General features: G+C 72.8%; 12 protein-coding genes and 1 pseudogene. 6 read left to right on the forward strand and 7 right to left on the reverse strand.

Annotation, left to right across the window (positions count from 1 at the left end; genetic code table 11):
* The first annotated feature begins 36 nt into the window (after nt 1–36).
* On the forward strand, nt 37–444 hold the full coding sequence (locus ACWCSD_RS33080; RefSeq protein ID WP_397161365.1) for a PPOX class F420-dependent oxidoreductase: 408 nt from the start codon (nt 37–39) through the stop codon (nt 442–444).
* 63 nt (nt 445–507) lie between these two features.
* Here ACWCSD_RS33080 and ACWCSD_RS33085 read toward each other — a convergent pair whose 3' ends face one another.
* The 3 genes from ACWCSD_RS33085 to ACWCSD_RS33095 all read right to left on the reverse strand — a co-directional run bounded on the left by ACWCSD_RS33085 (nt 508) and on the right by ACWCSD_RS33095 (nt 4,259).
* The gene (locus tag ACWCSD_RS33085; RefSeq protein WP_449920770.1) at nt 508–1,725 is read right to left on the reverse strand and encodes an acetyl-CoA C-acetyltransferase; all 1,218 of its coding nucleotides are present in this window, start codon (nt 1,723–1,725) and stop codon (nt 508–510) included.
* Between the two features lie 74 nt (nt 1,726–1,799).
* Nucleotides 1,800–3,128 carry an outer membrane protein assembly factor BamB family protein gene (locus ACWCSD_RS33090; RefSeq protein ID WP_449920772.1) on the reverse strand — a complete coding sequence of 443 codons (1,329 nt, stop codon included), beginning with the start codon at nt 3,126–3,128 and terminating at the stop codon, nt 1,800–1,802.
* A gap of 147 nt (nt 3,129–3,275) precedes the next feature.
* Nucleotides 3,276–4,259: an SGNH/GDSL hydrolase family protein gene (locus ACWCSD_RS33095; RefSeq protein ID WP_352323552.1), complete on the reverse strand. Its 984-nt coding sequence runs from the start codon at nt 4,257–4,259 to the stop codon at nt 3,276–3,278.
* A gap of 126 nt (nt 4,260–4,385) precedes the next feature.
* Here ACWCSD_RS33095 and ACWCSD_RS33100 point away from each other — a divergent pair, with 126 nt between their 5' ends.
* Complete coding sequence (locus ACWCSD_RS33100) at nt 4,386–5,756, forward strand: cystathionine beta-synthase (RefSeq protein WP_352323551.1); 1,371 nt, start codon at nt 4,386–4,388, stop codon at nt 5,754–5,756.
* Here ACWCSD_RS33100 and ACWCSD_RS33105 read toward each other — a convergent pair whose 3' ends face one another.
* Nucleotides 5,757–6,605 (reverse strand): NAD(P)-dependent oxidoreductase, encoded by an 849-nt coding sequence (locus ACWCSD_RS33105; protein ID WP_397161359.1) that lies wholly within the window; start codon nt 6,603–6,605, stop codon nt 5,757–5,759. It abuts the gene before it with no gap.
* Between the two features lie 72 nt (nt 6,606–6,677).
* On the opposite strand from ACWCSD_RS33105, the gene ACWCSD_RS33110 reads away from it, so the two are divergent.
* On the forward strand, nt 6,678–9,941 hold the full coding sequence (locus ACWCSD_RS33110) for a BTAD domain-containing putative transcriptional regulator (RefSeq protein ID WP_449920776.1): 3,264 nt from the start codon (nt 6,678–6,680) through the stop codon (nt 9,939–9,941).
* A gap of 285 nt (nt 9,942–10,226) precedes the next feature.
* Here the strand turns inward: ACWCSD_RS33110 and ACWCSD_RS33115 are convergent.
* Nucleotides 10,227–10,889: pseudogene (locus tag ACWCSD_RS33115) on the reverse strand (histidine kinase dimerization/phosphoacceptor domain-containing protein); the annotation flags it as partial.
* A gap of 192 nt (nt 10,890–11,081) precedes the next feature.
* Here ACWCSD_RS33115 and ACWCSD_RS33120 point away from each other — a divergent pair.
* Nucleotides 11,082–11,282 (forward strand): hypothetical protein, encoded by a 201-nt coding sequence (locus tag ACWCSD_RS33120; RefSeq protein WP_397161355.1) that lies wholly within the window; start codon nt 11,082–11,084, stop codon nt 11,280–11,282.
* A 133-nt stretch (nt 11,283–11,415) separates the two neighbouring features.
* Entirely contained in the window at nt 11,416–12,555 is a 1,140-nt protein-coding gene (locus ACWCSD_RS33125) for a cystathionine gamma-synthase (protein WP_387677017.1), read from the forward strand.
* Nucleotides 12,556–12,571: 16 nt separating this feature from the next.
* Here the strand turns inward: ACWCSD_RS33125 and ACWCSD_RS33130 are convergent, their stop codons facing one another.
* Together ACWCSD_RS33130 and ACWCSD_RS33135 are read right to left on the reverse strand one after the other, a co-directional pair.
* The gene (locus ACWCSD_RS33130; RefSeq protein WP_364392534.1) at nt 12,572–13,003 is read right to left on the reverse strand and encodes a DUF2269 family protein; all 432 of its coding nucleotides are present in this window, start codon (nt 13,001–13,003) and stop codon (nt 12,572–12,574) included.
* 10 nt (nt 13,004–13,013) lie between these two features.
* Nucleotides 13,014–13,139 (reverse strand): hypothetical protein, encoded by a 126-nt coding sequence (locus ACWCSD_RS33135; RefSeq protein ID WP_352326121.1) that lies wholly within the window; start codon nt 13,137–13,139, stop codon nt 13,014–13,016.
* A 139-nt stretch (nt 13,140–13,278) separates the two neighbouring features.
* Here ACWCSD_RS33135 and ACWCSD_RS33140 point away from each other — a divergent pair, with 139 nt between their 5' ends.
* Nucleotides 13,279–14,082, forward strand: coding sequence for a DUF6292 family protein (locus ACWCSD_RS33140; RefSeq protein WP_449920781.1), 804 nt, complete (start codon nt 13,279–13,281; stop codon nt 14,080–14,082).
* The last annotated feature ends 145 nt before the right edge of the window (nt 14,083–14,227 follow it).

The following is a 14,227-nucleotide window of genomic DNA, read 5'->3' on the forward strand; positions in this document are numbered from 1 at the left end:
CCCGTGCTCCGAGTACGGGCGCGGCATCATGAACACATGGATCTGGACAAGGCGCTCGGCTTCATCGAGACCCACCACCACGCAGTCCTGCTCACCAGCCGTCGCGGAGGGCACCCGCAGATGTCGCCGGTGCTGGCGGGCGTGGCCGGCGGGCACATCGTCATCAGCACCCGCGAGACGGCGATGAAGGTGCACAACATCCGCCGGGATCCCCGCGTCTCGCTCTGCGTGCTCGCCGACGGCTTCTTCGGCGAGTGGCTCCAGGTCGACGGCACGGCCGAGATCGTCTCCCTGCCGGAGGCGATGGATCAGCTCATCGCCTACTACCGGGACATCTCCGGCGAACACCCCGACTGGGACGCCTACCGCGAGGCCATGGTCAGCGAGCGGCGCGTCATCGTCCGCGTCACCCCGCTCCAGGCCGGCCCCGACCGCCAGGGCTGACCCCCGGGACGCGAACGGCCCCGCGCGGCCGGGAAGGCCGGGCACGGGGCCGCCGAGCACGATCTAGGACAGGCGCTCCAGCACCATCGCCATGCCCTGGCCGCCGCCCACGCACATCGTCTCAAGGCCGAGGCTCTTGTCGTGGTGGCGCAGGCTGTTGATCAGCGTCGAGGTGATGCGCGCCCCGGTCATGCCGAACGGGTGCCCGACGGCGATGGCGCCACCGTTGACGTTGAGCCGGTCGAGCTCGATCCCGAGGTCCTGGTACGACGGGATCACCTGCGCCGCGAACGCCTCGTTGATCTCAACGAGGTCGATGTCCTCGATCGCCATCCCGGCCCGGGACAGCGCCTGCTTGGACGCCTCCACCGGCCCGAGGCCCATGATCTCGGGCGACAGCCCGCTGACGCCGGTGCTGACGATCCGGGCCAGCGGCGTGATGCCCAGCTCGGCCGCCTTGACGTCGCTCATGATGACCAGGGCCGCCGCGCCGTCGTTGAGCGGGCAGCAGTTGCCCGCGGTGACCGTGCCGTCGGGGCGGAAGACCGGCTTGAGCCCGGCCACCCCCTCGTACGTGGTGCCGGCCCGGGGGCCGTCGTCCTTGCTGACCACGGTGCCGTCGGGGAGCGTGACGGGGGTGATGTCCTTCTGCCAGAACCCGTCGGCCAGCGCCTTCTCGGCCAGGTTCTGGGAGCGCACGCCGAACTCGTCCTGCTCGCGGCGGCTGACGCCCTTGAGCTGGGCCAGGTTCTCGGCGGTCTGACCCATGGCGATGTAGATGTCGGGGACGGCGCCGTCCTGGCGGGGGTCGTGCCAGGTGCGGCCGCCCTCGGCCGACTGCTTGGTGCGGGCCGTCGCGTCGAGGAAGAGCGGGTTGTGGGTGTCGGGCAGCGAGTCGGAGTTGCCCTTGACGAAGCGCGAGACGGTCTCGACGCCGGCCGAGACGAACACGTCGCCCTCGCCCGCCTTGATCGCGTGGAAGGCCATCCGCGTGGTCTGCAGCGAGGAGGAGCAGTAGCGCGTGACGGTCGTGCCCGGCACGGTGTCGAGCCCGAGCAGCACCGCCACCACCCGGGCCATGTTGAAGCCCTGCTCACCGCCCGGCAGGCCACAGCCGAGCATGATGTCGTCGATCGTGTTCGGGTCGAGCTGGGGCACCTTGGCCAGCGCCGCCTGGATCATCTGTACGGTCAGATCGTCGGGACGGATGTCCTTGAGCGACCCCTTGAAGGCTCGTCCGATCGGGGAACGCGCGGTTGCGACGATGACTGCCTCGGGCATGGCCCCTCCTTGTGTCCGGCGCTGATATTAGAACTATATTCCAGTCCTCCTCGCAAGCGCCCCGGGGCCCCGCGTCAGCCGTACATGCCGGGGGCGGTGGCGGTGTGGTCGTTGACGGCGTGCACGGCGCCCTTCTCGTCGCGCCACAGGCGCCAGCCGTCCTGGCTGCCGGTGAACCAGGGCGGCGGGGCGTTCATGGGGGAGACGCGGGTGCCGGTGCCCAGGTCGTACTCGCAGACGGCGGCCGTGGAGTAGAAGCCGGGGGCCTGGCCGCGCAGCGGCAGCGGCTTGGGGTCGGTGACGCAGAAGGACCAGCCCCGCTCCTCGCCCACCTGCGCGGGCTTGCCCGAGACCAGGTCGAAGGCGCTGCCCTTGGCGTCGTGCTTGAGGAAGCCCAGTTTGTCCATGCGGTCGGGGAAGGCCAGCCACCAGCCCGAGCCGGGGACGTCGGAGGCGGTGATCTGGCCGACCACCCGGCCGGTCTCGGAGTCGAGCCTGGCGAAACCGCCGTAGGCGCCCTGGCGGTCGACCGGGCGGACGACGGGCGCGTAGCCGGGGCTGCCGCTGGGATAGACGCGCACGACCGAGGGGCGCATCCAGTTGACCGTGCCGTCGCTGATCCTGATGGAGAACAGCCCGAAGGTGGAGACCTTCTTCGTCTGGGGGTTGGTGTAGGGGGCGACGTAGCCGACCAGGTTGTCGCCGGTCGAGCCGAACGCCCACCCGCCCGACAGGTCGATGCCGGGCCCGAGCGCCTGCTCGATCGGCTGCTGCCACTGCAGCTTGCCGGTCTTGACGTCGTAGGACTCGATCATGGGGTTGGCGGCCATCCGCAGCAGCAGGACCCGGGCCGGGTCGGACCACTCGACCTCGGAGATGCCGGGCAGCCGCCACATCACCCGGCCGGTCGCCGGGTCGAGCACGACCATCCGGGCGTGGGTCAGGGCGGTGTGCTCCGACACGCACACGTAGGGGCCGCAGCGCTGCGGCCCGAACGTGGAGTGCATGGGCCTGGCCCACTTCTGCGTCCCGGAACGGGCGTCGCGGGCGATGAGGGTGGCGTTCCAGCGGCCCTTCTTCGCCGGATCGAGGGCCACGACCACCCCCTGGCCCTTGGCCGTCTCCACGATCGCGGGGGCGGAGACGCCCATGCCGGGCAGGCGGCCCGCCATGGTGGCCGGGTACGCCCACAGGCGCCGGCCGTCTTCGAGGCCGAGCGCCACGGTCTCCAGCGTGCCGTCGGGCTTCATGGAGGTGGTGGTGACCACACCGGCCGCGGACACGATCCGGCTGACCGCGTTGACCTGGGTGTTCTGCCAGGAGGGGAAGTTCGCCGTGGCGGCGTCGCTGCCGGAGCAGGCGGTCAGGGCGAGGGTCCCCGCGAGGGCCAGGGAAGGTTTCATGAGGGGCCGGAGCACAGGCAATTCACTCCAAAAGAGGACGAGGAGTGACGGCTCAGGCTCGGAGGGTGACCGGATCAGGCGTCGCCGAACCCCCCGGCGCGCACGATCACGCGTCGGTGGGATCGTCGAGCCGCCCGCCGGGCGCGCTCACGCGTCGGTAGGCGTCTCGCCGAGCCGCCGGCGGAACAGCGTGGCCCACTTGCCGTGGAGCCCCGTGGCCCGCCCGTCGACCCGGGTCGCGGTGACCTCGGTGCCGGGCTCCTCCGCGGCCGTTGCCGCCGCAAGGTAGATCGGTTGCAGTCCTTCGCCCCGCGCGGGCCGCGGCTCAGGCCACAGCCCCAACGCAGCGCACACCGACGGTAGCACCGCGTAAGCGGCCTGCGCGTAACCTCGGTCAGATGGATGGAAACGATCCGGTCCGAACATTTCTGTCGGATTTGTATCGAATTCCGGCCCCAGGACGTCGGCGAACGCCACCGTACGGCCGCCCGCGTCGACCACGGCGACGGTCTGGGCCGCCGCGAGCTGACGGCTCCACCGCCGGGTCACCCAGCGCAGCGGCTGGGCGATGGGCCGCACCGTGCCGAGGTCGGGGCAGGTGCCGACGACCACCTCGACGCCCGCCTCGCGCAGCCGCCGCACCGCCTTGGCCAGATGGCGCACCGCCACGGCCGGCGGCGTCTGGGTGATGATGTCGTTGGCCCCCACGAAGATGACCGCCACGTCCGGGCGCATGGCGAGGGCGGCGTCCACCTGCTCGGGCAGCTCGGCGGAGGGGGCGCCCGACTTGCCCGCCACGAGCAGGTGCACCGGCCGCTCGGCCACCGCCGCCACGCCGTTGGCCAGCAGGACGGCCGGGGTGTGGCTGGGGTCGGTCATGCCCAGGCCCACCGAGGTGGAATCGCCGAGCATGGCCATCTTGAGGGGTTTGCCGCGGAAATCGCCGTAGACGCCGTCGGAGGGCGGTCCGTCCAGACCGTGGGGGCGGCCGATGGCCTTGCGCGCGAGCAGTCCCTCGGCGATCAGCAGGCCGTACGCCGTGGCTCCCAGAGCCGTGAGCCCGCCACCTCCGAGCGCCGCCGCCATCGCGATCCGCCTGGCCGCGCGTGCCATGCCTGCTGCCCAGACCACGTAGTGTCCTCCCGGTCGAACTCGGCGGTAGCGTTTGCTTGAAAACTAGCCGAGGGCCTGCCACCCCCACTGGATCTCGGCCTCGGGCAAGCTGATCAAGCTTCGGCAAAGAAGGTGAACACCTCGGTGCGCGTTTACGATTCCCTGGTCGACCTCATGGGGAACACTCCGCTCGTCCGCCTGCACAAGGTCACGGCGGGGATCTCCGCCCAGGTGCTGGCCAAGGTCGAATATTTCAATCCGGGCGGCTCGGTCAAGGACCGCATCGCGCTGCGCATGATCGAGGCCGCCGAGGCCTCCGGCGCGCTGCGGCCGGGCGGCGTCATCGTCGAGCCGACGTCCGGCAACACCGGAGTGGGCCTGGCCATCGTGGCCCAGCAGAAGGGCTACCGGTGCCTGTTCGTGGTGCCCGACAAGGTGGCCCAGGACAAGATCGCGGTGCTGCGCGCGTACGGGGCCGAGGTCGTGGTCTGCCCCACCGCCGTCTCGCCCGACCACCCGGAGTCCTACTACTCGGTCTCCGACCGGCTGGCCCGCGAGATCCCCAACGCCTGGAAGCCCGACCAGTACTCCAACGTCAACAACCCCGACTCCCATTACCACTCGACCGGTCCCGAGCTGTGGGAGCAGACCGACGGCCGCATCACGCACTTCGTGGCGGGCATCGGCACCGGCGGCACGATCAGCGGCACCGGCCGCTACCTCAGGGAGGTCTCCGACGGCCGGGTGAAGATCATCGGAGCCGACCCCGAGGGCTCGGTGTACTCCGGCGGCTCGGGCCGTCCCTACCTGGTGGAGGGCGTGGGCGAGGACATCTGGCCGGCCACGTACGACACCGGGATCTGCGACGAGATCATCGCGGTGTCCGACAAGGACTCCTTCAACATGACCCGCCGCCTGGCCCGCGAGGAGGGGCTGCTGGTCGGCGGCTCGTGCGGCATGGCCGTGGTGGCGGCGCTGCAGGTGGCGGCCAAGGCGGGCCCCGACGACGTGGTGGTCGTGCTGCTGCCCGACGGCGGCCGCGGCTACCTGTCGAAGATCTTCAACGACGACTGGATGGCCGACTACGGCTTCCTGACCACCAGCTCGGACGAGGGCCTGGTCGGCGACGTGCTGGCGCGCAAGGGGCCGGGCCTGCCGGAGTTCGTGCACGCCCACCCGCACGAGTCGGTCGGCACGGCCATCTCGATCATGCGCGAGTACTCGGTGTCCCAGCTTCCGGTCATGAAGGAGGAGCCGCCGGTCATGGCGGCCGAAGTGGTCGGCTCCATCGTCGAGCGCGACCTCCTGGAGGCCCTCTACCACGGCAGGCTCGCCTCCGACGACCCGATCTCCGACCACATGTCGGCGCCGCTACCCACGATCGGCAGCGGTGAACCCGTCGCGCGCGCGGTCGAGGCGCTGGAGAAGGCCGACGCGGCCGTCGTCCTGGAGGACGGCAAGCCCGCCGGGCTGCTCACCCGGCAGGACCTGCTCGCCTTCCTCGCCAACCACTGATCAGGGTTTCCTGATCGACTCGATCACGGTGCCGAGGCCCTCGTGCCCGCGCCCCTCGGCGTCGGCGCGCTCGAACAGCTCCTTCAGCGCGCTCGGCACCGTGGTCTCCACACCGGCCTCGGCCAGCGCGTGCACGACGTGGCCGAGGCCCACGGCCTGCATGTGCAGCGAGTTCAGCTCGCCGGGATAGGTCCCGGCGGCGAACTCCTCGGCCAGGATCTTCGCGAACCCCATCACGCCGTCGCCGCCGAGCTGGGTGAAGGTCTCCCGCACGTACGGCAGGAACTCCAGCGGGGAGACCCCCGCCGTGCTCAGCATCGCCATCGCGTGCATCTGGCTGGTCAGGCTCGACCAGAAGATCAGCAGCAGCGACTGGTAGTACATCATCGCCAGGCCCTCGTCCGCGCCGACGTGGATGACGTCGCCGAGGGCCCTGAGCGTGGCCGTGTGCCGGTCGAGCACGTCCTTGGGGCCGCTGTAGAAGGAGTACGCGCCCGGCTGGCCGATGCCCGGGGGCGGGACCATGATCCCGGCGGTGACGAGCGTGCCGCCGCGTCCGGCCACCCAGCGGGCCGCCGCGCGCAGCTCCTCCGGGGTGCCCGAGCTGAGGTTGACCAGCACCTTCCCGTCGAGCCTGGCCTCGCCGAGGCTGTCGTACATCGCCTGGTAGCCGATCTGGCTGAACACCAGCAGATCGCCGTCCGCGGCCGAGGCCGCGCGCCGGGCTCCCCGCTCGACCAGCGGTTCGGTCTTGGCGGCCGTACGGTTCCACACGGCCACGTCGAAACCCGCGCCGAGGAACGTCTCGGCCATCTTCGACCCCATCGGGCCGAGTCCTGCAACTGTCACCTGAGTCATGACAGGGAGCCTGCGGCACCGCCCTACGGAAATCCTTGTGACCGGCTACGGGTTAGTCTCTGCATGGTGCGATTCGGGGTGCTCGGCCCGCTGACCGTCCGGACGGACGGCGGCGAGGAGATCCACGTCGCCGAGCCCAAGGTCCGCGCGCTCCTCGCCGCCCTGCTGGCGGCCGGCGGCGGCCCGGTCTCCGCCGACCGGCTGATCGACGAGCTGTGGGGCGACCGGCCCGGCCGCAACCCGCTCGGCACCCTCCAGGCCCGCGTCTCCCAGCTCCGCCGCGCGCTCGGCGACCCGGCCATGGTCGTCCACGGCCCGGTCGGCTACCGGCTGGCCGCCCACGACTGCGACGCCGTCCGGTTCCGCGCGCTCGTGGGCCGCCGCGGCGCCGCCCCGCGTGAGCGCGCCCGCGAGCTCGACCAGGCGCTCGCCCTGTGGCGGGGCGCGGCCTACGCCGACTTCGCCGACGAGGGGTTCGCCCGTCCCGAGATCACCCTGCTGACCGAGCTGCGCCTGTCGGCCCTGGAGGAGCAGGCCGAGGTGCGCCTCGCGCTCGGCCACGACGTCGACCTCGCCGACCTGGTCGCCCGGCACCCCCTGCGCGAACGGCTGCGCGCCTCGCACATGAAGGCCCTGTACCGGGGCGGCCGGCAGAGCGAGGCGCTGGCCGGCTACGAGGAGCTGCGCGTCAGGCTGGCCGAGGAGCTGGGGCTCGACCCCTCGCCCGAGCTGGCCGCGCTGCACCGGGCCATCCTGCGCCACGACCCCTCGCTGGCCGCCCCGCCGCCCGCCGCCGACCCCGGGCCGCTCACCAACCTGCCCGCGCCGCTCACCCCGCTGGTCGGCCGGGACGCTGACCTCGCCGAGGTCGCCGCCCTGCTGGCGGACTCGCGGCTGGTGACCCTGACCGGGCCGGGCGGCGTGGGCAAGACCCGTCTCGCCCTCGCCGCCGCCCGCCGCCTGGCCTTTCCCGAGGGGGCCGCCGAGCCGCGGCGGGGCGGGTTCGCCGACGGGGTGTGGCTGGTGGAGCTGGCCGGGGCCGGAGGCGCCGACGTGGCCGAGGCGGTGGCGGCCGTGCTGGGCGTGCGCGACGACGACTCCGTGCCGCTGGCGTCCAGGCTGGCCGGGGTGCTGGCGGGCCGGAGCGCGCTGCTGGTCCTGGACAACTGCGAGCACCTGGTCGAGCAGGTCGCCGGGCTCGTCTCGGCGCTGCTGCGGGCCGCGCCCGGTCTGCGCGTGCTGGCCACCAGCCAGGAGCCGCTGGGCGTGTCCGGCGAACGGGTCCGGGTCGTCCACCCGCTGGCCGAGGCCGACGCCGTACGGCTCTTCGCGGCCCGCGCGGACGTCGAGCCCGGCCCCACCGTGGCCGTCATCTGCCGGCGGCTCGACGGCATCCCGCTGGCCCTGGAGCTGGCGGCGACGCGGGTGCGGGCGCTCGGCGTACAGGAGCTGGCCGCCCGCCTGGACGACCGGTTCAGGCTGCTCAGCGCCGGGATGCGGGACGCCCCGGCCCGGCAGCGCACGCTGCGGGCCACCATCGACTGGAGCTGGGAGCTGCTTTCGGACGAGGAACGCGCGGTGCTGCGGCGGCTGGCCGCGCACGCCGACGGCTGCACCCTGGAGGCCGCCGAGGCGGTCTGCGCCGAGCCCGGCGTGGACGTGCTCGACGTGCTGGCCAGGCTCGTGGACCGGTCGCTGGTCGCCGTGGCGCCCGGTCCCCTGGGACCCCGCTACCGGCTGCTGGAGTCGGTGACCGCCTACTGCCTCGAACGGCTGCGCGAGGCCGGTGAGCACGACCTGCTGCGGGAGCGGCACGCCCGTTACTACACCGACCTGGCCGCCCGCGCCGAGCTGCGCGGCCCGCGCCAGCACGAATGGCTGGACCGGCTGGACGCCGAGAGCGCCAACCTGCGGCAGGCCCTGTCAGGGCCGGAGCCCCTGCGCCTGGCCAACGCGCTCGCCTGGTACTGGATCCTGCGCGGCAGGCTGCGCGAGGCCCGCAGGTCGATCGAGGCGGCGCTGGCGGCGGGCGGCGAGGACAGCGCCGCCGCCCTGGCCTCGGTGTGGCTGGCCGGCATCGGGCTGCTGCTCGGCGAGCCCACCCCGCCGGTACGCCGCGCCGCGCTCGACCGGGCGGGGGCCGCGCTGGCCGACTGGTTCCTCAGCTTCGTCCGCTGGGCGTACGGCGACCACGCGGCGCACCGGGACGCGGTGGGACGGGCGCTGGCGGCGTACGAGGAGCTGGGGGACCGGTGGGGGGTGGCGGCGGCGCTGTGCCTGCGGGCCAAGCTCGCGGTGGGCCGCGGCGACCTCGCGGCGATGGAACGCGACGGCGAGCGCGGCCTGGCCCTCTTCCGCGAGCTGGGGGACGAATGGGGGCAGGTCGAGGCCATGGACGTCCTCGACCGGCTGGCCGAGATCCGCGGCGACTACGAGCGGGCGGCCCGGCTGCGGCACGAGGCGCTGCGGCTGGCCGAGGGGCTGGGGTTCGACGTGTCGTTCAAGCTGGCCGCGCTCGGCCGGCTCGCGCTGCTCACGGGCGACTACGAGCGGTCCGACGACTACCACGGGCGGGCCAGGCGGCTGGCGGTGGCGCAGTCGTACCGGTCGGCGGAGGAGAACGCGCTGCTCGGACTGGCCATGAGCGCCCGCAGGCAGGGGCGGTACGAGGAGGCGGAGTCGTACCTGCTGTCCGCGCTCGACTGGCTGCGGCAGGTGCGGGGGACGCCCGGGACGGCGTTCGTCATGGCCGAGTGGGGGTTCGTGGCCGAGCAGCGCGGCGACGCCGAGACGGCGCTGGCGCGCCAGCGCGAGGGGTACGCGCACGCCCGCGCGACGGGCGACCCGCGGGCCGTCGCGCTGGCCCTGGAGGGGCTGGCGGGCGCGTTGTCGATCGCGGGCCGCGAGCACCTGGCGGAGGCGGCGCGGAAGCTGGGACGGGCCGCGGCGCTCCGGCGGGCCGTCGGCGCGCCCCTTCCCGCCGGCGAACGCCATGACGTGGACCGGATCACCGCCCGCCTGCGCGCCGCCCTGGGCCAGCCGGAGTTCGCCGGGTCCTTCGCGGCGGGGGAGCGGGATCCTGAGGTCTCGGGCCAGTGGGAACCCGGCGAGGTCGCGGTCGGCCGGTCGTCCGGGTCAGGGCAGTGGGCATCCAGAGAGGTCGCGGTCGGACGGTCGGGCGGGTCAGGGGAGCGGGAACTCGGCGATCACTTCCCAGGGGCCCTCGGGGGACGGGCCCGCGTAGAGCCTGCCGCCCAGAGCCTCCACCCGCTCGGCCATGCCGACCAGCCCGAACCCGCCGCCCAGCCGGGACACCCGCGGGTCTGACGCGACCGAGCCGAAGTTCCGCACCCGCAGCACGACCACCCGCTCGTACCGCCGCAGGTCGGCCTCCACCCACGCGGCCCGGGTGGCGTGCTTGCGCACGTTGGTGAGCGACTCCAGCAGGACCCGGTGCAGCGTCGTCATCACCTCGGGCGGCAGCGTCCGGTCGTCGATGCCCGACCCGATCTCGAACGCCACCTTCGGCCCCTCGACCGAGAACCGCTCGGTCAGCAGCCGCAGGTCGGCCAGCGTCGTGCCGGGCCTGCGGTCGGCCTCGTCCTCGGTGCGCAGGACGGTGACCATGCGCCGCATCGAGGTCAGCGCCTCCGACCCGGCCGAGGCGATCGCGTCGAGCGCGGGCAGCACGGCCTCGGGCTTGTGCTCGGCGACCGTACGCGCGGCCTGGGCCTGGACGACGATGCCGGTGATGTGGTGGGCGACCAGGTCGTGCAGCTCCCTGGCCAGTTCGAGACGTTCGGCCCGGCGTACGGAGTGCACCGCCTCGGTCCGGCGCTCCTGCTGGAACCGCAGGTAGCCGCCGATGCCCGCGGCCATCGACCACCCCGCGAACAGCAGGAACGCGAACGCCAGCCCCGCCGTGGGGTAGTCGCGCCTGGCCGACTCGGCCATCAGCACGCCCAGTCCCACGAGCGACAGCACCGCCGCCCGCCGTACCGGCTCCACGTGCCGCAGCACGCCGATGAGGAGGATCAGCAGCGACCCCGTCTCGGCCATGCCGGGCGCGCCCAGCGCGCCGGCCGACCCGATGACCACCGACGCGGCGAAGGACAGCCCCAGCAGCGCGCAGAAGCCCTCAAGCCGGTGGCGGCGGCGCAGGACGACCGCCGCGATCCCGGCCGCGCCGCAGAACGGCACGAACCATTGCAGCCCCCCGGTGCTGACGGCGATGGCCAGGTCGAGCATCAGCATCAGGCCGAGCCAGCCGAGCATCGCGATCTCGCTCAGCCGCCGGACCCAGTACACGATGCCTTTCGAATCCCCCACGTCACGAGAGTAGGCCGGAAGTCGGACAACTCGTATCAACCGATCGGCCGACCCGGTCGCCGCCGGACCAGCCCTTCAGCGGAGGCGGCGGCGACGGCCCCTCGGCGATGCTGGAACACGTCGGAAGGGGGACAGGACATGGTTGTCATCGGGTTCGTTCTGCTGGGGTTGGGACTGGTCGTCACGGCGCTGCTCGCGCTGGCCGACCCCGTGCTGCTCTCGCGCATCAACGGTGAGGAGGCGGAGGGCGCCAGCGGCCGCCACATCGACGTGGAGGTCGTCCGGCTCAGCGCCCCGGCCGTGACGGCCGCGACGGCCCGCGAGGCCCGGGCGGCCTGAGCCTTCGAGAACGTGGCCCGCGCGGGCATGGCCGCGCGGGTCCGGGCGGGCGCCGTCGGGGGACGGGCCCCGCCACCGGCCCGCGATCCGCTGGGGAACGGATCGCGGGCCGCTTTCCGTTAACGTGGGGCCTATGACCAACGGTTTTGAGACCCTGGCGATCCACGCAGGTCAGGAGCCCGACCCGCTGACCGGCGCGGTCGTGCCGCCGATCTACGCCACGTCCACCTACAAGCAGGACGGCGTGGGCGGCCTGCGTTCGGGATATGAGTACAGCCGCTCCGCCAACCCCACGAGGACGGCGCTGGAAGAGGCGCTGGCCGCCGTGGAGGGCGGCGCGCGCGGGCTGGCGTTCGCCTCGGGCCTGGCCGCCGAGGACACCCTGCTGCGCACGGTGTGCCGGCCGCAGGATCACGTGATCATCCCCAACGACGCGTACGGGGGCACGTACCGGCTGTTCTCCAAGGTGCACGAGCGCTGGGGCCTGCACTACGACCCGGTCCCGCTGCACGACCTCGACGCGGTGGCGTCGGCCATGACGCAGAAGACGAAGATCGTGTGGGTCGAGACGCCCACCAACCCGCTGCTCGGCATCGCCGACATCGCCGCCCTGGCGCAGCTGGCCCACGAGAACGGCGCGCTGCTGGTCGTGGACAACACCTTCGCCTCGCCGTACCTGCAGCAGCCCCTGGCGCTCGGGGCCGACGTGGTCGTCCACTCCACCACCAAGTACGTCGGCGGCCACTCCGACGTGGTCGGCGGCGCGCTGATCGCGCGGGACAAGGGCCTCGGCGACGAGCTGACCTACCACCAGAACGCGATGGGCGCGGTGGCCGGCCCGTTCGACGCCTGGCTGACGCTGCGCGGGCTCAAGACCCTCGGCGTGCGCATGGACCGCCACTGCGACAACGCCGAACGCGTCGTCGACCTGCTGCTCGCGCACCCGCGCGTGACCCAGGTGCTCTACCCGGGCCTGGCCGAGCACTCCGGCCACGAGGTCGCCGCCAAGCAGATGCGGCGCTTCGGCGGCATGGTGTCCTTCCGCGTGGCGGGCGGCGAGGCCGAGGCCGTGGAGGTGTGCAACCGGGCCAAGCTGTTCACGCTTGGCGAGTCGCTGGGCGGCGTCGAGTCGCTCATCGAGCACCCAGGCCGCATGACGCACGCCTCCGCGGCGGGCTCGCCCCTGGAGGTGCCGAGCGACCTGGTGCGCCTGTCGGTCGGCATCGAGACGGTCGACGACCTGCTCGCCGACCTCACCCAGGCCCTCGGCTAGGACGCCTGGACCACCATCACGGCGTCGGGACGACCATCAGGAAGAGGATCACCAGCCAGATCACGGCCAGCAGGCCGCTGATCGCGGCGACCCGTCCGGTCTGCACCTTCGCGTCGTCCTCCGCGTTCTCGCTTTCGAGCGCGCGGAGGGCGGTGCGCAGGTCGCGGTCGATGATGACCAGCAACACGATCGCCACGATGAACAGCGTCATCGACGCCGTCATGTACCACAGGCCGAGCACGCCGTTCCCGACGACGACGCCCAGGGCCACGCCGAACACCAGCACACCCAGGCTGGCCAGGCTGTAGATCCTCGTGGTGCGCTGGATGTTCCGCAGGACGGGCACGTTGTTGGTGCGGATGGCCCGCGGAGCCGCCATCGTCGCAGCGGTCAGCGGGCCGATCGTGAAGATGGCGAAGCCGATGTGCAGCCAGAGAAGCAGGGACATGCGCCTGAGACTAGTCCCCGACGATCTCGGTCGGCGGCTCGACACTCTCTTTAACCTGCGAGGAGCAACGCATGATGAGCTCCGTGGCGGCCACCGCTACGGCCATCAGGGTGATCAGCAGGATCGTGGCAATCATGGGCTCTCCTCCTTCCCCGTGTCCGACGTAAATATCGTCCGTAATGACTAGACGGACGTGCAACGGAATAAGTTCGCCACGGGTATGGTTGGTCACCGTCGCTTTTTTCTTACCTTCAGGGCACAAGGGGGTGCCGTCCGTGGCCATCAGGCATGTCGAGCCGTACACCGACGAGTGGCTGCAGCAGCCGGCGGGCTATGTGGAGCGCGTCGTCGACCTGCTCGGAGCCGAGGTGGCCGACTGGTGGGAGGGGCCCTGCGATCCGCGGCACGCCACGGTCAAGCTGACCGACGGCCACGCGCTGGTGTGGGACGAGGAGAGCGGGTGGCGGCTCGGCCGCTTCGTCTCCGGCGGGGCGGGCGCGCACACCGAGCTGACCGGCGTCCGCTACCTGGGCCACGGGCTGCTGCCCCGGCCGGAACGCGTGCCGTCGGCTCTGGTGGACGCGCGGGCGGGGGTGGGGGCCAGCTCGGCCTGGCGGCCCTGTTACCGGTCGCACCGCAACTGCCGCGACGGGTTCGACGTGGCCCTCGACTTCTACGCCCGCCTGATCGAAGCCAGCCTGCGCCGTCCGATGCTGCGCTGGATCTCGCGGCGCAGCGCGCTGGCCGACGAGCACGCCCTGCGCGGCTGGGACGCCTCCGGCGGCTCGCCCACCACCCCCGACCTGCTGGCCGCCCTCTACGCCGAGCTGCGCGGCCGGATCGAGGACCGCGACACCTCGGCGGACTTCGCCTTCGCCGCCATGGAGATGCGCCGCCGGGCCGGTGAGCACTGGTGGCTGTCGCTGTCGTGGCTGCTGTGGGGGTACGGCATGCGGCTCGGACGCGCGGTGGCCTGGTGCACGCTGCTGGCGGCGCTGACCGCGGCGGCGGTGTTGTGGAGCTCCACCTCGCACGCGGCCCGCCAGGCGGTCCACCACAACCCGGTGCTGCATCAGTAGCCGGGCCGTCCGCCACCGGCAGGCTGGCCGAAAATGCGGTGGCAGGCGGCGGACCGGGCTCGCTAGGGTCGCGCCGGTGAGTACCGATCCGCTGCCGCTGCTCTGGTTGACGGGCCCCACGGGCGCCGGGAAGTCCTCGGCCGGG

This window comes from Nonomuraea sp. NPDC001684 (genome assembly GCF_053596515.1).